We start from the raw sequence: 23,077 nt of genomic DNA, 5'->3' as shown, positions 1-23,077 counted from the left end.
TACATGTAATTGCCCTTCATTTTTTGACCTGTGTTAGTGTTTAAAGGAGTAACGCTGTTGGTCGCATTCTCCAAGTGATCGCCGCTATCCCTATATATTCTTGTCAGAGCTAAACACTATAAAGCGTGAATGCTCGTTGGGTTAAGCTTGGTTGTTTGCCTTTCGATTTTTTTGGGAAAGGCCTAGTGACGTTAGTATGTGATCTAACCGATTAATTCTGCCGGCGCTGAGCCTAGTGCCCTGCAAGACCGAGTTGGTGGCGTATGATCTTTCCCGATAAAATGGGCACGCTTTGTTTCATGCTAGCATTCTCCCGTCTTCCGCCGGCGGCCTATACCCAATGCCAGAGGGTAACCGTTTCTGATTATGGAACTGGTTGATATAGCCGCTCAGAAGTGTTCTCAGTCCCTCTCGCGTTTGAACGACACGCCATGGATCACTTCTGCCTTCATGCTACGGAAGAAAGATTCCATATGCGCATTGTCCGTACACTGGTTGGGCCGGTATTCATACCGAGGCGGATTCCGTGTCTGCCCAACTCGTTCTGGATTAGACATGCTCCGTATTGGGCACCTCGATCCGTGTGGAAGATAAACGCCGGCCAGGGTATCTTCACCCGTAATGCGTGAGGTACGCTCGTAAAGTCAGGTTCGTCGTCTTCCGACTACCCAAGACCAGCGGATCACGTTTCGCGAATACACATCGAGTACAACCGCCAGGTATCGCCACTCATTGCCCCCCCCCCCGATATAAATGAGGTCTGCGACCCATTGTTGGTTCAGACCGGTAGGTGCTGGCTGATTCAGCAGAATATTCTGCGACGCTAATAAAGCGCCCAATATTCGGCATTCGACGGTATGTCCTGCAGCATCCCCGATGAGCGACGCCTCGCGCATTAGCCTTACGGGCAACGCTGATTCACCCACGGCACAAGGCTTGATGCGCTCGCGGGCTACCATAGGCGCGCCGGTTGATCCGGTGTATTCGCCGCACTTTCTTCAGCAACTCACGACCCACCCGCGATTTTGAGACTCCTCACGCTTACACCAAGCGTAATAGCCACTCCGTGAGACGCCCAACCAGCGGCAAAGATATCTTACAACTAGTTCTCGTCCGTGGGCTTGGATGAATTCAAACCTTTCTGATGTTGATCCGCCAGATACCGTTGCCACTTTTTAGGAGGTCGTTCTCCTTCTTCAGGCGCGCGCTATCCCGCGTCAGCCTGTCGAGCTGTTTAATTCCTCGGTCGGTGGCGTTCTTTTGTTTTTCATCACATCCACACGTTTTTGACCATCTGGCCTGATTCGGCCTTCGCGGTACTCTTAACGCCACAGTGAGAGCATAAACGTATGGATATCTAGCCCTGCAGCGACCTGCTGGACCTTGATTCCTTCTGATGATTGAGTTAGACAGTCTTCAGCTTAAAATCCGACGAGTACTCCCAAAGTCTTTTTTTCATGCTTGTGTCGGGGCATTGCCCACCTCCTCTCGTTAGGAGAAGGTGTCCACTAAAGTAGAGGAGCTACAATATCGGTGAAAAAACGGTTGTTGCGTTTTCCTGCTTCCTACTGAGTTAAAATTATAAAACTATAATACGGTGAGTGCTCGTGCGAGCGATTGAGGCCTGGTTTTCGATCGGCCCTGGCTTGTATCTTAGCGCATTTCTATAGAAAGAGATATTAAGTAAGCTTGCATCCAGACGAGGATGGCATAGGCAGAATCTGCTAATGATTAGGCGGCATTTATTTTTCTACTTTGATGTTAAAGCTTGAGCCCGATAGGTTTAAAGGCGGTGATCCGGTTATTCAGAAGTCCAGGCGATCTGATCATTCGTTTGATGGGCTGTAGACTACCTCGTAGATTATCTCTTGTCTCCTTACGGAGATTCTTGCTGTGCCTGTATCTTTGAAGACTTTAAAGATCAGCTTGTCCTGGGCTGGATCGCCTAATGGATAGCCGTTTGCGGACTCTATTATATCTCCCGGTTTCATGTCGTATTCTTCTATCAAATACCTGGAATTTTCGGTCACTAAGTATCCGTCCGCCTGTCCCGGTGTGATCGGTTGTAGACCCAATTGGGTGACTAGTTTTTCCCGTGCTGTCGAAGACTCTGAAGGCTGCTTGCGATAGACCCGATGATCTGGGTCGCTTGATTTGGTACTCGATTTGCTAAAAGTAAGAAGTATGTCTTTGGTGTTCACGTTTATTGTTGCCGAATCGTTCGTAACGTACTTGAGGAAAAGGCCGTTTCTTCTCGTTTTGCTATTTAGTATTTCAAAATTTCCAGATTTATCGGATAATATGACCCAGTCTGGAGTTGAGCCAGACCCTTTGATAACCCCTTTCAATAAAATTGATTCGCTAAATGCAGGTCTGGATGCCGTGACTGCTTGGCCTTGTGATGCGCCGACTGAGCTGGCGTATAGTAGATAGAAAAATACTAGGACTGCTTTTTTCTGTAATTGGATATAAGGCATTTCTAGAGCCTTTAAAAGGCGGGCCAACAAAGGCCCGCCGTTAGCGTCTTACCAAGCATTAACATCGTTATTAGTCTGGCTATACAGCGTGCCATCAACAGCACAACCACCTGTGCCAACAATACCGGCATCGAAGTCAAAGAACGAAGGATCGGTCACGTCGGAGGTGCCGTTCCCGAAATCGACAGGAATATAGCCTTCACAGACGGTGGTAACACCGTACAATGTTACAAGTACTTCGTCGACCACACCGGATACAAGGTCGAGAGCATCAGCGTCAGCAGGCGATGCTGAACCCGGAATACCTTGATTGCTCAGGGAGGTGTCAGAGTATGCATACCAAGGGAAGCCTTCTACGTCCAGAGGGCCGCAGAAGAACGCACTGCCACTGATATCACCGTCAACAACAGTGATTTGCACTTGTCCGCTGCCATCGATTACGACGTTGCCTTCAAGTGTCAAATCACAGGTGGCGTTTGCCAGAGGTGAAGTGAGAGAGCTGCTACCAGTGAAGGTATAGGAACGGCCCGGATCGGTGCCATTAGTATAGCTTGTGGTGCCATCTTGATAGTTGATGGTGTCCCACTGTCCTGGAACGTTTGTCGGTGACACCTGAGCATAAGCTGCGGTGCTTAACAATAGGGCGCCTGCGGTGCTCAGGGCTGCTTTCTTCATAATAGACATGAGAGTCTCCTAATTCTTCCGTTTAATTGGATGTTTTGCGACGGCGATCTTTACTTCTTCCATGGTCGCCGCCGTGTCGGTGGGTGAGTTGTTGTTTTACCCTCCCCGAACCGACACGATTCACGTTAGAGGAGGAGGGAAGGCGGGAGAATAGCAAATTTTGAAAACAGGTCTTTCAAAAAATGAAAACATGAAATTCAACAAATGATAAAGTAGAGCAGGAACAGTGACTTGGGGCTTATATCTTGCGTACAACCATAAACAATAAAAGTTCTGCGTCCCCGACGAACGGTAGCATATGGCCGACGAGCGGTAGTAAATTTGCGAAGGTCGAAAAAGCGTGACCGGGATTTCGTCCATTCTTTAAAACCCAGTTTTGTTTTTCTTGTAAGCTTTTGGCTATTTAATCTGTAAGTTTTTCGCCAGTCCTTTATGTTTGTTACCAAAGGTAGCATTTTAACCATTTTGTAGTGTTTCCTCTTGCCGATTGGTGTCACGGGTCAAGCAGTTCGTTCCGTGATTATCGAAAAGTTTTGCATTCTCGCCGCTTTCTTAACGTTTCCTTCTATTGGCAAGGCGCCGCTATGTAGGTGCCGGGCGTTGTTTGGGTGGCTTCGTGAATGGTGGTTCGTGATTCAGTGCCTACAGGTGTGTACAGGACGGCAGGCCGCTTCACTCTCGGAGCAGGCGTGTGGCGCCTTAACTCAGCGTTGCCGAACCTCCCGCCTCGGCGTAGTTTCAGAGACGGCGGTCACCGCCGCGAAAGGAATAAGACTAATAAATAAGGAGATACACCATGAAAATCGAACGACTGAAAACCTATCTGTTATCCGTGTCGGCGGGCTGCTTGCTGGCTCTGCCTTGGTCTGCGTCGGCTTTTACGGTCTACGACGACATCACACCGCTCGGTTCAAGCGTGCCGGCTACGCCGGTCGCCTTTGAAGGTGTAGTGACGACAGCGGGAACGCCGTGTGACCTCAATCTGGAGGCCGAATTGTTGGTCTACGGCAGTACGGTGGAAATTAACGTCCTAGCGGGGAACGTGACCGGCGCTCCCTTGTGCAGCACTATTGTGCTGCAAAACTTCCCTTGGACGTCGACGACGGCCACGACCGCGTTCCCTTCGACGTTCTGGGCGATCGATAAAGTCCCTATGACCTTCCACAACGTGTCCATCACGCCCTGTGGAACCGGCAGTGCGGCGCTGCTGTATGACAACTGGAACCCTGTGGAGGTGGGAACGATAGAGTATCGCTTCTCTACTATTGAATTTTCCAACTCGATAGTGGGCTTGTGCTCGCTCAACGGCGTTCTGAAAATGCAAGGCACTGACTATAACTTAGTCAATCACTGATCCTATCGCGGCGGTGGCCCAACGGGCCGCCGTTGTCTCTTCTAGTTGCCCGAGCTTTTATTGCGACTTGGTTTGCTTTCTCGGCGGCCGATCGGGTTCTGGTATCTATAGACGACGCTGCGGAAATCGTGGTGCAGCCGGTGCGCGTCGCACGGCTCCCCTTTTTGCGTGACCCGCAGTTTCGACGTCGGAACCACGCAAATTCAGCCTTTTGCACGTTTTTGGCCGTGCAACAGGAGGTTTGGCACGGTTTTTTGCTGTTTTGCGCCTCTTCTGGCATTTGATTTACCGGCCCGCTGCCGGTGGACGGACACCCCACGCGTCCCCTCCACTTGGAGTGGCCCCTATGGCGCCTCAGCGAACTTTTCCCGAAATACACGTCTATGGTTTTTGCGGCAGTCGCATAATTAGCCTTGAATAACACGCAAATCCTGCCTTTACGCCCGTTTTTGACTCTAAATTCGGTGGCTTTGGCACGATTTTCCACTGTTTGACGCCCCTTCCTGGCTGTCATTTGCCCAGAATTGTTCGTCCTGGCTTACAAGAATCGTCGGCGCCGTAGGACAGACAGCCGACATGGCCCGGGCCACGCTTGGCAGATACCCATCGACGAGGTGCCTATGGACAAATACGACCGCAGGATGAGTATGAAAGGAGGGGGTGCGCGTGTTCGGTGATCAAGAGAAGCGAAAGCGCTGGGGTTGCAGACGATGCGTATTTTCTGGAGTGCGCGAGAAACCAAGGTGGCAACCTTGTTACGCTGGACCAGCAAATGAAGCGTATCGCCTCCCAACTGGGTCTGCGGGTCCTGGAGCCATGAAATGAAAGTGTTTACCTACTCCGAAGCGAGACAGAACCTGGCGAAGTTGCTGGACCTGGCGAAAACCGAGGAGGTCCACATTCGCCGAAAAGACGGCTCTGTCTTCATTTTGCGCGCGCAAATCGAGTCAGTGGAATCACCGTTCGACATCCCTGGCATACGAACACAAGCCCGTACCGAAGACATTTTGGAGGCGGTCGCGGATACCCGTGCCCGCACCTGAATAGCAGCCTCACGCCTTCGGCCAGCTTTGGTGCGTTTTATTGGCGCCTTTGGTGGCTGGCACGTGCTAATCAGGCTCGTTTGCGGTGTCCGCAATTAGCGTCTATTTCCTCGCTGCTTTTGCGCCGAACGCAACTTTTGTTGCTGAACACGCAAAATGGCGCTTTTCACCCTCGTGACACTCTTTTCCCGGCTTTTTGCCCTACTTTGCCAGTGTTAGCCGCGATGGAGCCGCAAAGTGCGCCTGTCCCTTCTTACCGCTTAGACACCCTTCGTCTGAACTGCCCACTCAGGTCCTTACAAATACGCTCTCGAATCACTGACACGTTTTTCCGCTATTCCCCACAGCCAGACCGGTAAAGCCAGTGGCACCCTGCTTCCTTAATACAAGGAGGTCAAAAAATGGGTGGCAAAGACGGGCGCGCTTATTGTATCTTATTGGATACAGGTGCTGCATGAATGCCGTGATCACCACACAAGTCTTCCGAGAGTGGTTGCACCGACTCAAGGATGAGCGCGGCCGCATGGCGATCCTTAGACGTATCAGCCGCGTTGAACAAGGCAATTTTGGCGACCACAAACCGGTGGGAGAAGGAGTGCAGGAGCTGCGCGTTCCCGTTGGCCCAGGCTACCGGGTGTACTACGTGCAGACGGGCTACGCCATTTATGTGTTGCTGGTGGGCGGCGATAAAGGCAGCCAAAAGCGCGACATTGCCACCGCCAAACAGATGGCGGCGGCGATCAGGAGAGAGCAATGAAATCATCAACCTCACAAGAACTGGGTTTACGTCCTTTCGATATCACCGAGTTTTTGGACAACGATGTAGCCATCACCGAATACTTGACACAGGTGCTGGCAGACGGCGATCACGAAGAACTGCTTGCCGCCATTGGTCATGTCGCGCGGGCTCGCGGCATGACCGACCTGGCGCGTCAAACCGGATTGGGCCGCGAAAGCCTCTATAAGGCATTGCGCCCTGGTGCCGATCCGCGCTTTTCGACGCTGATGAAGGTGCTGCATGCGCTCGGCGTACACCTGCAGGCCGTGCCCGACAAAATTGCCTGACCTCCGATCGCTCGGCTGTACTTGCGCTACTCGCAACCTTTGTTGCCAAACACGCAAAATAGCGATTTTTCGGTTTGTGACACGCTTTTCCTGTCTTTTTGCCCGGTTCTGCCACCTTATTGCCCCTAGCTGACTTTTCGTGCTGGCGGACAATGTTTTCAGCGTTGACGTACAGCGCCTCGAGGCCGTAGCCGTTAACTTCGGACCGCCTCAACGGTCTTATCCAGCTGCATCATGATGCGGGCCTCGGCCTTTTCCTCAGAGCGCTTTTTGCGGCAGCCGCAGTTAATCCTGGAAATCAGGAAAATTTTCCCTTTTTCCCAGCTTATGACACAGGAAAAGCCGTTTTGGGGACGCTTTGTCACCGTTTAGCGCCTTACTTGAACTGCCACCGACCAGAAGCCGCCGTATTTTCCGCTCTCACTGACAAGGATTGTCCGCATCGTAGGACAGACAACCCAGCTCCTCTTGCTCAGGCTTTGCGATATCCACCAATCAGGCCCTGTGGATGACTGGCACATTTCGCGATTGCCGTTTATTCCTGAACAGGTATAATTATGCGACGGAAACGGAAAATACTGTATTGGGAGGGTTCCTCGAAGAAGGACTTCAAAGCATTCCCCATTGACGTACAGAAGGACATGGGCGTAGGGCTATTCGTCGTCCAGTTGGGTGGTACACCGGACTCGTCCAAACCCTGGAAGGGCTTGGGTCCCGGGGTCTATGAACTGGTCGAGGATCGCCGAGGTGATACTTTCCGAGCTGTCTATACAGTGAGAGTGGGCGATGCAGTTCATGTCTTGCATGCGTTCCAGAAAAAGTCCAAGTCCGGTATCGCCACGCCGCGCCCGGACGTCAAACTGATCGAAAGGCGATTGAAAGCAGTGCTTGCCCACTACGGCTAAGCGGGAGGAAGTGATGAAGCGTAATGCCACTCCTAAAGGCACCGATAACGTACTTTTGGATTTGGGCTTTGACGACGCCGCGGAGCTGTCGACCAAGACAGCGCTCGCGCTCAAGCTCAATGAGATCATTGACCAGCGCGCTTTGAACCAGACGGAAGCCGCGGCGATCACGGGCATGACCCAACCCAAGGTGTCTCAGGTGCGTCGCTACAAGCTCCAGAACATCTCTTTGGAGCGGCTGATGCAGGCGCTGGTGTCTCTGGACCAGCACGTGGAAATCGTCGTCCAGCCGGCGCGAAAGGCCCACGTGCCCGGCATTACGGTTGCGGCTAACCCGCCGGAAACGACCACAACCCTTTCGAATCACTGATCCGTTCGCTTTTTCTTGCCGGCCGGTCGGGGTAAGGTTGTTGACTCATTGATTCGACAATAAGAACTGATCATGCAGCCTCGCCCCGCCTCAACGTTGGCGCTGCTTCGGGATACCGAGCAGGGCCTTGAAGTCTTGATGCTCCAGCGCACCCTTAAGGCCGTGTTCATGCCCGGCTTTTATGTGTTCCCCGGCGGCGCCGTCGACGACGGTGATCGCGACTTGGCCCGCAGTGGCCACCTTTATGGCCACGATGACGATTCCGCCAGCGCCTTGCTCGGCCTGCCGGAGGGCGGCGGGCTGGGTTATCTGGTGGCCGCCGTGCGTGAGTGCTTCGAGGAGTCCGGCATGCTGCTGGCCCGCGACAGCGCCGGCCAGTGGCTGGACGGCGGCCATCCGGTGATGGACGGCCGCTGGGCGGTGGGCAGTGGTGAGGCGGATTTGGGGGATCTTTGTCGTTCCCACGGGTTGGCTTTGTCGCTGGACGGCATCGCCTATCTGGATCACTGGGTGACGCCGCCGGGGCCGCCGCGCCGGTTCGATACCCGCTTCTTCGCCGCCGTGGCGCCGCCGGACCAGGTGCCCGCCCACGACGGTGATGAAACCATCGACCACGTCTGGATCCGTCCGCAGGACGCGTTGGAGGACCGCCGCCAGGGCCGTCGCGAGTTCGCCACGCCGACGGTGAGCGTGCTGCGCAAGCTGTCGGAGTTCGCCTCCGCGGACGAGGTGCTGGCCTACGCCCGCGACCGCCGGCCGCAGGCCTTCCCGACGCAGCCGTGGCCGGCGCGCAAGGGCGACGAGGTGGTATATATCGAGCCGGGCCGCCCGGCCTACGATGAGGTGTGCAAGCTCGACCCGGATGCCAAAGGCAACGCCCAGGCGCGCCTGGAGGCGGGCCTGTGGGTGGCGCTCAGCAACCACGTATCGCGCCTGACCTTGAACGCCGGTTCGGACGACGGCGGCCCGGGCTTTAACAGCTACCTGGTGCGCGCCGGTGAGCAGGCCCTGGTGGTGGACCCGGTGATCGAGGGCCGGGACGACCTGCACGCGCTGTTGGAAGCCTGCGACGGCGTGCTGTCCACTATCGTGCTCACCCGGCCTCGCGAACAGGAAGCGGCGGCCCGCACTCTGCAGGGCGCCACCGGCGCCCGCATCCTCGGCGTGGCCGGCCCGGCGGACCTGCGCCTGGCGCACGGCGAGCCGCACCGCCTGGGCGGGCTCACCCTCAAGCTGCTGCACACCCCCGGCCAGGCGGACGACCGCCAATGCCTGCTGATCCAGGAGGAGGGCATGCTGTTCTCCGGCACTGCGGTGCTGGAGCGCTCCATCGCCAAGGGCTACCTGCCCGCCGCCGACGTCGACGCCTACGTGGCCGGCCTGGCCCGGCTGCTGGAGGAAGACCTGCACTGGATTGCCCCCGGCCGCGGCTTCCTGATGGGCCAGCCGCAGAAGGTCCTGGACCACCTGATGACCCAGTGCCTCAGTAAGGTCCAGCGCTGAGTCTCCCTTGAATGCGCCTGCCTTTTGGGGCGCGGCTACGTAAGCCCGGGCTTTGATATGCCATCTTCTGGCCTTCATATGCCAATTTTTTCTTTTCTTTTCTGAGGCGTCTATGTTTAGCCTGATGTCACTGGGCCACGAGGGGGAAGTACGTGGTCTGGCGGAAGCGGTTCGGGACGGACCGCTGCATAACAAAAGAAAGGAGACTCTCATGAATCATCAAACCAAACCCTTCACCCTGAACTACTTGTTTGCGGCAGCGCTGCTGTGTGCCTCGGCGACCGGTTGGGCGGCTAATCCCGCGCCCGCACCGGGGATTTATCAGTTCGGCGCCAGCCCCGGCACCCTCAATCTGACCATTACCCAGGGCGGCAGCACCGAGACCTGTGAACTCATCATGGACATGGATTTCCAGCCCGCCGCCGGTGGCGTCAATTTGTTGATGGCCAATGCCATCATCATGCCGGGTACGCCGGGTTGTCCGACGGTGCAGTTCCTGCCGCCATGGAACGGCTTCGCGCCGTTGCCCGCACCGCTGGCGGGCAGTACCGTTCCGGCGTCGTTTAACAACGTGATGATCATCGGTCCGGCCGGCGCGCCCTGTACCGCCGCGCCCAGCCCGATGGCCATGCAGTTCACCAACGGGCCCACGGTGATTAACACTTCCGCTTCGAACTTTGCCTTCGCCACGACGTTCGGCGGTTGCCAGATACAGGGCTTCGCCGAAACCCTACCGATGTTCCTGGATGTGGACATCATTCCTTAAAGAGTGAAACGGGGCCCGGTGCAAGCCGGGTCCTTCTCGACTAGAGTAATCGAGAGACTAAACAGACACGTTTTGGGGGTAGGCAATGGACGCCGATTTTTCGACGTTTGAGTTGCAGTATCAAACCGCCGTGATCCGTAATGCCCGGTTCTGCCAGGACGCATCCCTGGAACCGTGGGATAACGAGCCGGAGGAACTGTTACCGACAACCGTGGCGGAGCTGCAGCGTATAGCTGCTTTTTCACCACACGGTGGGTTGAGCTATGAAAGCGCGTGGGAATACCTTTTTCTCTACAATACATACTATGTACTCGATGCACCGTACGAGAACGCCCCCGAACTATGCCAGCTGGTATTGACGTATGACGCCGCCTTCGTGGTGCGTTATCTGTCCACGATAAGGTTACCGCTGCATAGGTTGCGAGCGGCCGCGCTGGATGAGGGAGCCCGTGCGTTGCGAGAATCTTGGCGAGTTGCGTTGGATGCCCAACTGAATCAGGCGGGCTACAGCGCAGCGTTTCGTGCCCGCTATACGGTTGGCGATGTGCCGACCACACCGTCAGAGAGCAAGAGCTCTTTGTATCAGGAAGATGAGCCTTTGAGAGCAAATTTACCGGCCAGGCATGACTGGCTGCTTTATCAGCAGTCCATGGCGGGTGCGACCGACGGTTCGCATTGAATCTGGTGCTTGGTAGCCTCTTTGGGTAGTTAGGGATACCCTGACTCAGACCATCTGGATCGCATAGACTGACATTATCTTGGGGGCAGGCAATGGATGCCGATTTTTCCACGCAGGCTTTGCAGTACCAAACCACCATATTGCGCAATACCCGGCTGGGGCAGGACGCGTCACTGCTGCCCTGGGCGGCGAATCCGGAAGAGCTTAAGACCACCGCGGTGGCACAACTGCATCGTATCGCCGGATTTACCCCGGACGGTGGGTTCAGCGAGCACGGCGGCTGGGAGTATCAGTTTCTCTATAACACCCTGTACGTGCTGGAAGCCCCCTACGAGGATTCCCGGGATTTCCATCAGATGGTGCTGACCTGGGACGCCACCTTCGCGGTGCGCTACCGGGCCGTTGCGGAGCAATCCCTGGATAACCTGCTGGAGGTCGCCTTCGGCCCCGGCGCCCGGGCCTTCCGGCGCCGTTGGCGGACCGCCGCGGACGCGCTGTTCGACCAGGCCGGTTACGGCCCCGCTTTCGGCGGCGACGCCCTGGACCACGCCCTCATTATGCAGCCGCCCGCGACGAAGCCTGTATACCAGCAGGACGAACCCCTGCACCCCGGCGTCACGCCCGCCCAGGAGGTGCGCCGCCCCAACGGGGCGGAGACCGGCACAGTCGGCCGCACCCATTAGCCCGGTGCGATAGCGTCGAAGGATTGGAAAGGACTCTGAAACATGGCAATAACCAAAACGCTGCTTCATCTGGCCCTCGCCGCCTCGATCTGGCTTGCGGTTGCGGCGGCGCAGGGCGCGCCGGTGACGTTTTCTTCCAAGGAACTCTGCGTGGAGGGTGTGGCGGCGCCGCTTGAAGTGGAAGTGGCGGAAACCCAAGCCCAGCGCAACCGGGGCCTGATGCAGCGCGACAGCCTGGCCGAGGACGCCGGCATGCTGTTTCTGTTCGACGGCCCGATGGCGAAGGGCGTCGGGTTTTATATGTACCGCACGCTGATTCCCCTGGACGTGGCGTTCGCCGACCCGGACGGCCGTATCGTGTCGATCATGACGATGACGCCGTGCCCCCATGACGACCCGCGCCGCTGCAAGATCTACCGGCCGGGGAGGGCGTTCGTGTCCGCGCTGGAGGTGAACGCCGGCTTCTTCGAGCGCCACGGCGTAAAAAAAGGGGACAGACTTTTCGATCCACAGGAAGGGCGCTGCGATCTCGCACCCGACGACGAGCCGATCACCGACAAGGATTAGCGTTTCCGGCTTATTCCCTCCGCGTTTTACCCCGGCACACTGAAGCCGTACCGACCCAAGGAAGCGGAACGGAGAGCGAGATCGATATGTCGGAGGAGCGCACCCCCTACGCGCCGGGCACCGGCTCGGCGGCGGATGCCTGGGTGGACCGCCTGCTGGAACGGGGGCGCGGCCCGGAGCTGGCGCCGATGCCCTTGAACACCCCGCTGGACGGCACCCACGTGACCGCGGCGGTGCGGCTCACCGGCCGCGACCGCTTTCACCTCGCCCGCGTGCTGGGCGTGGACCTGCCCACCCTGGAACATTGGGAGCGCGGCCTGGGCGCGCCGGACGGCGCCGCCCACGCCTTGCTGCTTATCGCCCTGCGCTTCCCCGAGGTGATCCGCGCGTTCTCCACGGATTGACCGGCCGGGGTTACTGCCGGGCGTTGAGCATGGCGATGGCGGCCAGCGCCTCCGGGTCGTGTTCCTTGAGCCGGTTGGCGATGCCGTGCTGGAAGAAGTAGCGGAAATCCGGCTCCTTCTGCGCCGGCACCAGGCAGTGGTCGCCGGGCAGCACCGGGGTCTGGGTGACCGCCGCCTCGTCGGCGACCATGGCCCGGGCGGTGCCGTCGCCGTACAGGCGCCAGCTCACCACTTCCATCAGGCTCAGGGTTTCGAACTCGTCCTCGGAAAACACCGCGTGGGTGCCGATGGTGTCGGGGATCTCCTGCACCGGGCCCCGGGCGGGATTGTCGAAGGTCGGTTTGCCGAAGAAGGACACCGCGGCGTCCAGCTCCTGGACCTTGTGCGGTGGCGCTTCGCAGAACAGGTAGTCGCTCTCCGGCAGCCGGTAGCCTTCCCAGCGCCCGTTGAGCGGGTCCGCCAGCTCATGGGCACTGGCCAGCTTTCTCAGCCACGGCACCATCGCCAGGGTCTCGCCGTTTTCCAGGCGTGCCCAGGCCAGGATTTTGACCGAGAAAAGGGTGTCGGGATGCTGGTCGTTGGCATAGAGCAGTTCCATGCCGTCGTATTCAGGGGAGAGCCTGAGAATCGGCGGCGAAGCGGCTCGCCGTCGTGGGGTGAATGGCAACACGTTGTTGGGACGCTTCGTGTCGCCGATGGGGTCACGCCGGTTTGCCATAAACACCTCCGCGCAGCCTATGTTTTCACACTAGACGGTGGCGGCGGGGCGCGCAAGCGCTGTTTTGCGGGAATTAAAGCGGCGATCGGATCAGCCGATGAACCGGCCAGGCGCCACGCGCATACGAAACTTACAAGCCGGAAAACCGTCATGTCCCGTTCCTCCCGTTTTAGTATTCGCTCCAACCTGCAGAACAAGATGCTGCTTCTGGCCCTGGGCCCGGTGCTCCTGATTACCTTGATTCTGGAGGTGTTGGCCACCCTGGAAAGCCGCCGGGAAACCCGCGAAAGCCTGGCCGAGCAACGGTCCGCGCTGATCGAATCGCGCCAGCAGGGCATCAAGAATCTGGTCGACGCCGCCAAGGCGTCGGTGAGCCACCTGGCCGACGCGCCGCCGGAACAGCAGGCCGAAGCCCAGGCCCGTGCCCGGGAGATCCTCGGCAACGTCACCTTCGGCGGCGGCAACTATTTGTTCGTGTATGACTTCCAGGGCAACGTGGCGGCCTCGCGCACCGACAGCGTCGGCGGCAACAGTTGGGACCTGCAGGACGAAGACGGCCAGTATGTGATTCGCGATCTGATCGCCGCGGCCCGCGACGGCGGCGGTTATTACCAGTACCGCTGGACCAACCCGGCCACCGAGACGGTGGAAGCAAAGTACTCCTACGCCACCGCCATTCCGCAGTGGGGCTGGATGATCGGCGCCGGGGTGTACGCCACCGAGGTGGACAAGAGCATGGCGCTGGCGGAAGCGGAGGCGATGGCGTCGCTGAAGCGATCCATGATCACCACCGTGGCCACCGGCCTGGGGCTGATGGCGCTGGTGGGCGCCGGCGCCGCCTGGATGGTGCGCCGCACCGTGCGGCCGATCCGCGATACCGCCACGGCCATGGAAGACATCGCCCGCGGCAAGGGCGACCTGACGCGCCGGCTGGCGGTGACCACCGACGACGAAGTCGGCGAACTGGCCAATCAGTTCAACGGTTTCGTGGCGCGCATGCAGGAGACCCTGCTGGAAGTGCGCGGCAGCACCCGCCACGTGAACCGCGCCGCCGATGAGATCGCGCTGAGCAGCGAGGAGTTGGCCACGCGCACCGAGCAGGCCGCCGCCAACCTGCAGGAGACGTCCGCCTCCATGGAGGAGATCACCGCCACCGTCAATCACAGCGCCGAATCCGCCGGCCAGGCCAACAAGCTGGTGGCGGGCACCGGCAAGGTGGCCGGCGACGGCCTGGCGGTGATGGGCCAGGTGGAAACCACCATGGGCGAGATCAGCGATTCCGCCACCCGCGTCAACGAGATCGTGACTCTGATCGACGGCATCGCCTTCCAGACCAATATTCTCGCCCTCAACGCCTCGGTGGAGGCGGCCCGCGCCGGCGAGCACGGGCGCGGCTTCGCGGTGGTGGCCGAGGAAGTGCGCAACCTGGCCGGCCGCGCCGGCGAAGCCGCGCGCGAGATCCGCGCCTTGATCGACACCTCGGTGGCGCGCACCCGGGAAGGGTCGGAACTGGTTCGCCAGGCCGGCGAGACCATGCGCGGTATCGTCGACAGCGTGGCCCGGGTCACCGAGGTGATCGAGGAGATCAGCAGCGGCGCCGCCGAGCAGAGCAGCGGCATCGGCCAGGTGAACACCGCCGTGGCGGAGATGGATTCCGTCACCCAGCAAAACGCCGCCATGGTCCATCAGACCTCCGGCAACGCCGCCGAGATGCGCGGCCACGCCGGCCGCCTCAGCACCCTGATCGATTCCTTCGTGCTCGGCGAAGCAACCTGAAAAGCGCTACACCGCCGTGGCGATCAACGCCAGCACCGGCAGAACCGGCGCCAGCCGCACCATCAAGCGCGGCCGGTAGGGCAGCAAAAACACCAGCGGCAGGCCGGCCAGGGTCACCAGGCCCAGCGCCATGGAGAGCGCCAGGCCGGTGGGCCACAGCCGCAGGCAGCTGGCCACCATCAGCGCCATCAACACCCAGCCGGCGACGCGGAAGGCACGCAGCCGTGTCGCCGGCGGTTTGGCGCCGATGGCCGCTTCATGGTGGCGTTTCATCGCCAGCGCCAGGGCGGTCAGGCCGGCGTAGGCGAGGCTCAGCGGCAACGTCACGGCAATGACCGTCATGCGCCATCCTCCACGGTACGTCGTTGTGGGAGCGGGCCGCGCCCGCGAACGGGTTGCTTCCGCACCACCCGCCACAACGCGTAGCCGCCGGTCGCCGCCATCAGCAAACACACCACATCGAACCCGGCCAGCGCGCCGGTTCGCCAAGCGGTGGCGCTGAACAGGTGGCTGTCGGTGGTGGCCACATTCAATAGCGGCAACGCCGCCCACAGCACGGTGATTGCCGCCAGTTGCTCGATCCAGCCGCGCCGGCCCGGGCGCAGCAGGGCGTGGCCCAGGGCCAGCAGCCAGGTGAGGAAGAACACGCGGATCTCCCAGCTCTCCCGGGCGGCCAGTTCCACCGGCAGCAGCCGGTTGGCGGCGAAGTAGGCGGCCAGCGCGCCCAGCAGGCCGGTGAGCGAGGCGATGTTGAGCCCGTTCACCAGCCGCAGCGCGGCGCCCGGCGCCTTGCCGCGAAGCTGCTGGGTGCGCTTGGATACCCACAGCAGCATGCCGGTGGCGACCCTGGCGGTGCCACCGACGCCGAACAGGAAGAACAGCCAGCGCACCGTGGGGTCGGCGAAGCGCGCCAGGTGCAGGTTGACCAGCAGGTTGTAGACCCGGAAGGCGCCGGGCACCGCCTCGTCGCCCGGTCGCGTTTCCAGCAACTCGCCGGTGCCGCCGTTGAACACCAGGGTGGGATTGCCGCCCCGGCGCTGGTCGGTGATGTGGGGATCTTTCGTCGTGGATACGCGGATCACCGCGTTGTCCCGGTTGGGCCAGTCCACGCTGATGCGGCGCACCGGCTGGTCGAAGGTGTCCCGGGCGCGCGCCACCAGCGGCGCGATGTCCACCATCGGCATCGCCGCGCCGCCCTCGGCGGCCGGCTCCTCGCGCGGAAACACGTCCTGGAAGAAGCCGCGCCAGCCGTCTTCGTAGGCCGCGTTCATGCCCCAGGGCATCAGCATCACCATGAAAATCAGCAGGCCCGAATAGGTGATCATGAAATGAAACGGCAGCGCCAGCACCGCCGTGGCGTTGTGGCTGTCCAGCCAGGAGCGCTGGCCCTTGCCGGGCCGGAAGGTGAAGAAATCCTTGAAGATTTTCTTGTGGGTGATCACCCCGCTGACGATCGCCACCAGCATGAACATGGTAGCCACGCAGATCAGCCAGCGTGCCCAGATACGCGGCACCCCGTACAGCTCAAAGTGAAAGCGGTAAAGAAAGTCGCCGCCCCGGCTGGCGCGCGGCGACAACAGCTCGCCGCTGCCGGCGTCCATCACCGCCTGCTCGCCGCGCCGGCGGCCGCCTTCCTCGGCCTGGGGTGTGTCCGGCTGCCAGCGCAGCTGCGCCACCGGCGAACGGGCCTCGGGCAGCTGAATGTCCCAGCTTTTCGCGTCCGGGGCCTTGGCGTTGAGCGCCGCCCAGGCCAGCGCCGGGGTGTCCGGCGACGGTTGCGAGTGGTGCAGCTCCGGCGCCATCCACAGGGAGATTTCCTCGCGGAAATAGGCGCTGGTGCCGGTCACGAACATCGCCAGCAGCAGCCAGCCCAGCAGCAGGCCGCTCCAGGTGTGCAGCCAGGCCATGGATTGCCGCAGACCCGCCTTCACAACAGCGCCTCCGGGCCGCCCAGCCAGGCCAGCGCGGCCAGCACCAGCGCCGGCATCATAATGCCCACCCAGGCGCGGGCGGCGCTACGCGTGGCGAACGCCCACAGCACCGCCACGGTGTAGATCAGAAAGGACAGAAGGTTGGCGGTGATCACCGCCGTGGCCGGCACCGCCGGCAGCCACAGGGCGAGGGCGGTGGTGGCGCAGGCGGCCAGGGCGTAGCCGCCGAACACGGCCGCCAGCGTGCGCGAGGCCACGCCGACCGCGGGCGAGGCGGCGAGCCGCTGCAAAGAATGTTTGGACATGCAATCCCCAGCACCGAAGCGTCGGCACCCGTCATGGACGGATAAAGCAAATAAGAATCGTTATTATCCGCATCTGGGGAGTGAATGCAATCGCCGGTGTCAGGCGGATTGCCGTAACCCGACGTCCGCGCCCGCCTGTGCCGCCAGCGGTTGCCGCAGCCGCCAGCGCAGGCGAATGCCGAGCAGTACCGCGGCGGCGGTGAGGCCCGACACCAGACCGATCCAGAAGCCCGCCGGGCCCATGGTCGGCACCCACAGATCGGTAAGCCCGAGTACATAGCCCACCGGCAGACCCACGCCCCAGTAGGCCACCAGCGTCATCAGCATCGGCCAGGCGGTGTCCTCGAAGCCGCGCAGGCAACCGTTGGCGCACACCTGCAGGGCGTCGGACACCTGATAAATACCGGCGAACAGCAGCAGGTGGGCGGCCAGGGCGATCACCTCCGGGTTGTCGGTGTAGATGTGCGGAATCCAGGGCCGGCTGACGACCAGCGCCAGGCCGGCGAACAGACCGATGCCGCCGGTCATCGCCAGCGAGCAGCGCACCGCCCGGCTCAGCCCGGCGCTGTCGTGGCGGCCGCGCGCATGCCCCACGCGCACCGTGGCGGCGAGGGCGAAACTGAGCGGGATCATAAAGATCAGCGAGGTGAAGTTGAGCGCGATCTGGTGGCCGGCGACGATCTCCGGCCCCAGCCGGCTGATCAACAGCGCGATCACCGCGAAGATGCTCACCTCGAAGAAGATCGACAGCCCCACCGGCAGCCCCAGCCGCAGCATGTAGCCCAGGCTGGCCAGCTCCAGATGGCGCTCGCGCAGCGTCAGCCGGGCCGGGCGGTAGACCGGATGGCGGCGGATATAGGCGCCCATCATCAACGCCATGCTCCACATCACCAGGCTGGTGGCCCAGCCGCAGCCGACCCCGCCCATGGCGGGAAAACCCAGCTTGCCGTAGATCAGCACATAGTTGGCGGGGATGTTGATGGCCAGGCCGATAACGCTGATCCACAGCACCGGCCGGGTGTGGTTCATCGCCTCGGTGTAGCTGCGCAATGCCAGCAGCACGGCGGCGCCGGGCATGCCCCAACTGAGCGCGTCCAGATAACCGGACACCAGCGGGCGAATCGCCGGGTCCACGTCCATCAGGCCCAGCAGCGGCCCCATCGAGCGCAGTATCACCGCGCTGAACAGGCCCAGCCCCAGCGCCAGCCACAGCCCCTGCTGGGCCACCGGGTTGACGCGATGGTAAGCTTCGCCGCCGAGGTGGCGGGAGAGAATCGGCGTGGCACTCATCAGCACGCCGGTCATGAACAGGAACAGCGGCACCCAGATGCTGGCGCCCACCGCCACCGCGGCGAGATCCTCGGCGCCCACCCGGCCCGCCATCATGGTGTCGACGAAGCCGTTGGCGGTCTGCGCCAGCTGGCCGCCGAGAATCGGCAAGGCAAGACGCAACTGAGCAAGGTATTCGAGACGATGAGCGGACATGGCGGACTACAGCCTGATCACGGGGCGGCTACCATACCGCAATCCCGTGGCGTGGTGCACCGCGCCACCGACCTGGAAACGCTGTTTCGGGACACTTTTTTCGAGCGCCACCACACCGTGCTGGAAGGCGGCTTCGAGGAGCCGGTGTATTTGGCAGGCACATCGGTGGCGGGTGAACCGGCCCGTATCCGCTACACCCGCGATTATTTCCGCAGCGCCCTCCATGAAGTGGCGCACTGGTGCGTGGCCGGCCCCCGCCGCCGGCGCCTGGACGACTACGGCTACTGGTACGCGCCGGACGGCCGCGACGCCGCCGCCCAGGCGGAATTCCTGCGCGTGGAAGTGCGGCCCCAGGCGCTGGAAGCGCTGTTCTGCGCCGCCTGCAATCATCCGTTCCGCGTCTCCCTGGACAACCTGGACGGCGACCCGGGCGACGAAGCCCGCTTCGCCGCCGACGTCCAGGCCCTCGCCGAGCGCCTGCACCGCGACGGCCCACCGCCCCGCGCCCGCCTCTGGCTCGACGCCCTGACGCGCTTCTACCGCACCTAACTCTATCAGCGAAGCATGTGCAGGAAATGCATGTGCTTCTCGTACTGGTCGAGCACGTCGCTGATCACCTGCTCGCGGGTGAAGCCCATCAGGTCGTAGTCCTGGCCGCCTTCGCTGAGGAACACGTCGGCGCGGAAGTACTGGTCGCTGTCGGCGTGACGTTTCGAGTGCTCCAGCTGGCGCATGGTGATCGACGGGCGCGCGTAGCCGCGTATGCGTACACCGTAGAGAAAGTCGGTTTCCTCCGCGTGACCGACGATCAGGGTGGCGCGGTCGTCGGCTTCTTTCACTTCCACTTCCAGGCCGTGGCCACGCAGTTCGTCGGCCACGGCGTTAAGGGCCGGCGTGGCGACGTCGCGCAGGAACGCCTCGACCCGGGCGCGGCCCGGGAAGCTGACCATGCCCCGCAGGCGCGACTTCCAGCCGCCGGTGGGCGCGGTGTGGCCCACGTGGATGGCCGCCGGCGCGGTGCCCAGATTGGACTGGAAGCTGGTGCGCCGGATGCCTTCCACCCTCAAGGATCGGACCAGCCCGAAGCAGGCGATCAGCAGCACCGCCGAGAACGGCAGCGCCGAGGCGATGGTGGCGGACTGCAGCGCCTGCAGGCCGCCGGCCAGCATCAGCGCGATCGCCACCAGACCCTCGGAGCCGGCCCAGAAAATCCGCTGCCACACCGGGGTGTCGTCGTGGCCGCCGGAGGCCAGCATGTCCACCACCATGGAACCGGAGTCCGAGGAGGTGACGAAGAACACCACCACCATCAGGGTGGCGACGCCGGAAATAAAGCCCGACCAGGGGAACTGCTCCAGGAAGCGGAACAACGCCACCGCGTTGTCGTCCTTCACGTATTCCGCCAGCTGCGCGTAGGAGCCGTCCAGAATCATGCGGATCGCGGAATCGCCGAACACGGTCATCCAGAACAGGGTGAAGCCGGCGGGCACCAGCATCACGCCCAGGGCGAATTCACGGATGGTGCGGCCGCGGGAAACACGGGCGATGAACATGCCCACGAACGGCGACCAGGAAATCCACCAGCCCCAATAGAACAGGGTCCAGCCCCCCATCCAGTCCTGCGGGCCGTCTTCCACCTTGGGCTGATAGGTGTAGAGGTTGAAGGTCATGCTGACCAGCTCGGAAAGGTAATCGCCCAGGTTCTGCACATAGGCTTTCAGCAGGAACACCGTGGGCCCGAGAAACAGCACGAACGCCAGCAGCAGAAAGGCGAGCCCCAGGTTCAGTTCGGACAGGCGGCGGATGCCGGCGTCCAGGCCGGTGACCACGGAGATGGTGGCCAGGCCGGTGATGGCGACGATCAGCCCCACCTGCACCCATTCGTTCTTGGGCAGCCCGAACAGATAGTTCAGGCCGGCGTTGACCTGCTCGACGCCGAAGCCCAACGAGGTGGCCACGCCGAACACCGTGCCCACCACCGCGAAGATGTCCACCGCGTGGCCCAGCGGGCCGTAGATTTTCTTGCCGATCAGCGGGTAGAGCGCCGAGCGCAGCGTCAGCGGCAGGCCGTGCCGGAAACTGAAGTAGGCGAGAATCAGGCCGACAATGGCGTAGATGCTCCAGGCGTGCAGCCCCCAGTGGAAGAAGGTGGCGCGCATCGCCTCCTTGGCGGCGGCGATGGTGCCCGGGTCCGCCATCGGCGGCGCGGTGAAGTGGGTCACCGGCTCGGCGACGCCGAAGAACATCAGGCCGATGCCCATGCCCGCGGAGAACAGCATCGCGAACCAGGACCCGTAGCTGTAGTCCGGCTCCGAGTGATCCTTGCCCAACTTGATGTCCCCGAAGCGGCTCACCGCCAGAAAGGTCACCAGGGTGATGATGATCGCCACGGTGAGCACGTAGAACCAGCCGGCGTCGCTGATCACCCGCGCTTTGACGGTGTTGAACACGTTTTCCGCCGTGTCCGGCACGATCACCGAGAACAGCACCATGGCGGCGATGATCGCCACCGAAGTGAAGAACACCGGCGGGTTGATCAGCACCTTGGGTTTTTGTTCTGGGGCGGGGCTTTGCTGGGGATCATCACTCATCGGGTTCTCCTGATCCTTGGAAGAAACTCAATATCGAGACGCTAACACAGCGGCGGTGAAAACGACGCGAGTTTGTGGGAGCCAGCCTTGTGGGAGCTTGCTTGCAAGCGAAAGGCAAGCTTTGCTTGCCGGCAGGATGCCAGAGGCCTCTCTAAAGGCTATACAAACAACCTCTCTGGGATCCTGCCGGCCGGCATAGCCGGCCTTTCGCGGGCAGGGCCCGCTCCCACAAAGGCCCGCTCCTACAAGCGGCCGGCCTGCTTGAGTTGTTGGTAGGCCTGGCCGAGGCGCTCGGCGAGGGTGTCCGGGGTGGCCGCCACCAGCTGCGCGCCGGCGTGGCGAAGGCGCGCGTGCAGGGCGCGGCGCAGGTGTTGTTCGTGGGCGTCGGCGGTGACGCGCAGGGCGTCGTCCACGCCGGTCACGCGGGCGTGGCGCAGGGCGGCCTGCTCGGGCAGCTCCATGTCGGCGACCATCACCAGGTGGCGGCGGCTGAGCATACGCACGGCGGCGAGCAGGTCGTCGCTGTCCTCCGCCTGCACCCGGCTGATGATCACCACCAGGGCGCGCCGCCGCCAGCGGCCGTGGAAGTGCCGCGCCGCCTGGCTGAAGTCGCTGGCGCGGTCGGCGGGGTGCACGTCGTAGAAGCCTTTCAGCAGACTCTGGATGCCGTTGGGCCCGTGCACCGGATCCAGCCAGCGCGGCGTTTCCGCCGAGAACAGCATGGCGCCGGCCCGGTCGCCCTGGCGCAGCGCCGACCAGGCCAGCAGCAGGGCGGCGTTAAGGCCATGGTCGAAGGCGGTCAGGTCGCCGATCGGCAGCGCCATGCGACGGCCGCCGTCGAGCAGCACCCAGACGCTCTGGTTCTGCTCGTCCTGATAGTGGCGGGTGATCAGCCGCTGGCGGCGGGCGCTGGCCTTCCAGTCGATGCGGCGCGGGCTGTCGCCGGCCTGGTAGTCGCGCAGCTCGTGGAATTCCAGGCCCTCGCCCCGGCGCGGCTGCACCCGGGCCCCGAAGCGGCCACGGCTTTTGTCCACCGCCAGGGCGGCGCGGGCGATCGGCGAAAAATCCGGATAGACCGGCACCCGCCGCTCGGCGGCGATGCGCCGACGCTGCTGCCAGAGGCCGCGCGGCGACGGCAGCCACAGCTCGATATCGCCGAACCGCACGGTGCCGCGCCGGGAGGGCCGGTAGCGGTAGGTCACTTCGGTGCGGTCGTGATCGACGGCGGGCACCAGGGTGCGCGGCAGGCCGGTGAGCGGATCGTCCGGCGGGTGGTGATCGGCCACCAGCCACGGCTCACCGGCGACGGCGCCACGACTGTCGAGCAGCAGGGTGACGGTGTGCGCGATGCCCACCGCCAGCGCCGCCGGCAGCCGCCGCTCCGCCGCCGGCGTCGGCCGCGCGCGCAACCGGCGCAGATCGTCCAGCGCCCACAGCGCGCCGGCCAGACCCAGGCCGGCCCAGGCCAGCAACGCCGGCGCCGCCAGTTCCGGCAGCCAGACGCGCGCCGCCAGCGGCGCTATGCTGAGCAGCGCCCAGCCAAGCAATCCCTGAATCAAACGCTGCCCGGGCCTTATCGGCATGCTGCCCCCATGGCGGCTTGGCTTCTTGTGGGAGCGGGCCACGCCCGCGAAAGGGCGCGGAGCGCCCGGCAGGATCCCAGAGACCTTGGTAGCAGCCCGCTTTCCAAGCTCTCTGGTATCCCGCCGGCCGGCTTTTCCGGCCTTTCGCTTGCAGGCAAGCTCCTACAAGGGGGCGGTTCGCACGCCTG

Annotated in this window: 23 protein-coding genes; 14 read left to right on the top strand and 9 right to left on the bottom strand. The window is 61.9% G+C overall.

Going from position 1 to position 23,077, the window contains the following annotated elements:
- Positions 1 to 1,826: 1,826 nt before the first annotated feature.
- Positions 1,827 to 2,477: a hypothetical protein gene (locus ACEQZD_RS06605; RefSeq protein WP_370184682.1), complete on the bottom strand. Its 651-nt coding sequence runs from the start codon at positions 2,475 to 2,477 to the stop codon at positions 1,827 to 1,829.
- A gap of 48 nt (positions 2,478 to 2,525) precedes the next feature.
- On the bottom strand, positions 2,526 to 3,161 hold the full coding sequence (locus ACEQZD_RS06600; protein ID WP_370184681.1) for a hypothetical protein: 636 nt from the start codon (positions 3,159 to 3,161) through the stop codon (positions 2,526 to 2,528).
- A gap of 796 nt (positions 3,162 to 3,957) precedes the next feature.
- Between ACEQZD_RS06600 and ACEQZD_RS06595 the strand changes: the two genes are divergently transcribed.
- From ACEQZD_RS06595 to ACEQZD_RS06540, 12 genes are all read left to right on the top strand, one after another.
- Positions 3,958 to 4,515 carry a hypothetical protein gene (locus ACEQZD_RS06595; RefSeq protein WP_370184680.1) on the top strand — a complete coding sequence of 186 codons (558 nt, stop codon included), beginning with the start codon at positions 3,958 to 3,960 and terminating at the stop codon, positions 4,513 to 4,515.
- 821 nt (positions 4,516 to 5,336) lie between these two features.
- On the top strand, positions 5,337 to 5,558 hold the full coding sequence (locus tag ACEQZD_RS06590) for a hypothetical protein (protein ID WP_370184679.1): 222 nt from the start codon (positions 5,337 to 5,339) through the stop codon (positions 5,556 to 5,558).
- A 454-nt stretch (positions 5,559 to 6,012) separates the two neighbouring features.
- Positions 6,013 to 6,315, top strand: a complete 303-nt coding sequence (locus tag ACEQZD_RS06585) for a type II toxin-antitoxin system RelE/ParE family toxin (RefSeq protein WP_370184678.1) — start codon at positions 6,013 to 6,015, stop codon at positions 6,313 to 6,315.
- Positions 6,312 to 6,623, top strand: coding sequence for an addiction module antidote protein (locus tag ACEQZD_RS06580; RefSeq protein ID WP_370184677.1), 312 nt, complete (start codon positions 6,312 to 6,314; stop codon positions 6,621 to 6,623). Before ACEQZD_RS06585 ends, ACEQZD_RS06580 begins: the two co-directional genes overlap by 4 nt.
- Positions 6,624 to 7,180: 557 nt before the next feature.
- Positions 7,181 to 7,528 (top strand): type II toxin-antitoxin system RelE/ParE family toxin, encoded by a 348-nt coding sequence (locus ACEQZD_RS06575; protein WP_370184676.1) that lies wholly within the window; start codon positions 7,181 to 7,183, stop codon positions 7,526 to 7,528.
- Positions 7,529 to 7,541: 13 nt separating this feature from the next.
- The gene (locus ACEQZD_RS06570; RefSeq protein ID WP_370184675.1) at positions 7,542 to 7,898 is read left to right on the top strand and encodes a helix-turn-helix domain-containing protein; all 357 of its coding nucleotides are present in this window, start codon (positions 7,542 to 7,544) and stop codon (positions 7,896 to 7,898) included.
- A 138-nt stretch (positions 7,899 to 8,036) separates the two neighbouring features.
- Positions 8,037 to 9,401, top strand: a complete 1,365-nt coding sequence (locus ACEQZD_RS06565; protein WP_370184674.1) for a hypothetical protein — start codon at positions 8,037 to 8,039, stop codon at positions 9,399 to 9,401.
- Positions 9,402 to 9,612: 211 nt separating this feature from the next.
- Positions 9,613 to 10,167 carry a hypothetical protein gene (locus ACEQZD_RS06560; RefSeq protein WP_370184673.1) on the top strand — a complete coding sequence of 185 codons (555 nt, stop codon included), beginning with the start codon at positions 9,613 to 9,615 and terminating at the stop codon, positions 10,165 to 10,167.
- 85 nt (positions 10,168 to 10,252) lie between these two features.
- The gene (locus ACEQZD_RS06555; protein ID WP_370184672.1) at positions 10,253 to 10,846 is read left to right on the top strand and encodes a hypothetical protein; all 594 of its coding nucleotides are present in this window, start codon (positions 10,253 to 10,255) and stop codon (positions 10,844 to 10,846) included.
- A gap of 92 nt (positions 10,847 to 10,938) precedes the next feature.
- Positions 10,939 to 11,529: a hypothetical protein gene (locus ACEQZD_RS06550; protein ID WP_370184671.1), complete on the top strand. Its 591-nt coding sequence runs from the start codon at positions 10,939 to 10,941 to the stop codon at positions 11,527 to 11,529.
- Positions 11,530 to 11,571: 42 nt separating this feature from the next.
- Positions 11,572 to 12,096 carry a DUF192 domain-containing protein gene (locus ACEQZD_RS06545; RefSeq protein WP_370184670.1) on the top strand — a complete coding sequence of 175 codons (525 nt, stop codon included), beginning with the start codon at positions 11,572 to 11,574 and terminating at the stop codon, positions 12,094 to 12,096.
- Positions 12,097 to 12,182: 86 nt separating this feature from the next.
- Positions 12,183 to 12,500, top strand: coding sequence for a hypothetical protein (locus ACEQZD_RS06540; RefSeq protein ID WP_142949397.1), 318 nt, complete (start codon positions 12,183 to 12,185; stop codon positions 12,498 to 12,500).
- 10 nt (positions 12,501 to 12,510) lie between these two features.
- Here the strand turns inward: ACEQZD_RS06540 and ACEQZD_RS06535 are convergent, their stop codons facing one another.
- Positions 12,511 to 13,218, bottom strand: coding sequence for a hypothetical protein (locus ACEQZD_RS06535; RefSeq protein WP_370184669.1), 708 nt, complete (start codon positions 13,216 to 13,218; stop codon positions 12,511 to 12,513).
- A gap of 150 nt (positions 13,219 to 13,368) precedes the next feature.
- Between ACEQZD_RS06535 and ACEQZD_RS06530 the strand changes: the two genes are divergently transcribed.
- Positions 13,369 to 14,994, top strand: a complete 1,626-nt coding sequence (locus ACEQZD_RS06530; RefSeq protein ID WP_370184668.1) for a methyl-accepting chemotaxis protein — start codon at positions 13,369 to 13,371, stop codon at positions 14,992 to 14,994.
- A 6-nt stretch (positions 14,995 to 15,000) separates the two neighbouring features.
- Here ACEQZD_RS06530 and ACEQZD_RS06525 read toward each other — a convergent pair whose 3' ends face one another.
- From ACEQZD_RS06525 to ACEQZD_RS06510, 4 genes are all read right to left on the bottom strand, one after another.
- On the bottom strand, positions 15,001 to 15,336 hold the full coding sequence (locus ACEQZD_RS06525) for a DUF3325 domain-containing protein (protein WP_142949394.1): 336 nt from the start codon (positions 15,334 to 15,336) through the stop codon (positions 15,001 to 15,003).
- On the bottom strand, positions 15,333 to 16,925 hold the full coding sequence (locus tag ACEQZD_RS06520) for a PepSY-associated TM helix domain-containing protein (RefSeq protein WP_370184667.1): 1,593 nt from the start codon (positions 16,923 to 16,925) through the stop codon (positions 15,333 to 15,335). Before ACEQZD_RS06520 ends, ACEQZD_RS06525 begins: the two co-directional genes overlap by 4 nt.
- A complete protein-coding gene (locus ACEQZD_RS06515; RefSeq protein ID WP_370184666.1) occupies positions 16,922 to 17,230 on the bottom strand; it encodes a DUF3649 domain-containing protein in 309 nt (102 codons plus the stop codon). The genes ACEQZD_RS06520 and ACEQZD_RS06515 overlap by 4 nt, the downstream gene beginning before the upstream one ends.
- A gap of 99 nt (positions 17,231 to 17,329) precedes the next feature.
- Entirely contained in the window at positions 17,330 to 18,715 is a 1,386-nt protein-coding gene (locus tag ACEQZD_RS06510; protein WP_370184665.1) for an MATE family efflux transporter, read from the bottom strand.
- Between the two features lie 54 nt (positions 18,716 to 18,769).
- On the opposite strand from ACEQZD_RS06510, the gene ACEQZD_RS06505 reads away from it, so the two are divergent.
- The gene (locus tag ACEQZD_RS06505) at positions 18,770 to 19,264 is read left to right on the top strand and encodes an elongation factor P hydroxylase (protein WP_370233128.1); all 495 of its coding nucleotides are present in this window, start codon (positions 18,770 to 18,772) and stop codon (positions 19,262 to 19,264) included.
- 5 nt (positions 19,265 to 19,269) lie between these two features.
- On the opposite strand, the gene betT is transcribed toward ACEQZD_RS06505, so the two are convergent.
- Together betT and ACEQZD_RS06495 are read right to left on the bottom strand one after the other, a co-directional pair.
- Positions 19,270 to 21,306, bottom strand: a complete 2,037-nt coding sequence (gene betT, locus ACEQZD_RS06500) for a choline BCCT transporter BetT (protein WP_370184663.1) — start codon at positions 21,304 to 21,306, stop codon at positions 19,270 to 19,272.
- A 242-nt stretch (positions 21,307 to 21,548) separates the two neighbouring features.
- On the bottom strand, positions 21,549 to 22,889 hold the full coding sequence (locus ACEQZD_RS06495; protein ID WP_370184662.1) for a DUF58 domain-containing protein: 1,341 nt from the start codon (positions 22,887 to 22,889) through the stop codon (positions 21,549 to 21,551).
- Positions 22,890 to 23,077: the final 188 nt, after the last annotated feature.

This window comes from Alloalcanivorax sp. (assembly GCF_964221125.1).
GTDB lineage: Bacteria > Pseudomonadota > Gammaproteobacteria > Pseudomonadales > Alcanivoracaceae > Alloalcanivorax > Alloalcanivorax venustensis.
Note: the sequence above shows the minus strand (reverse complement) of the source record. Positions and strands in the feature narration are given on the sequence as shown.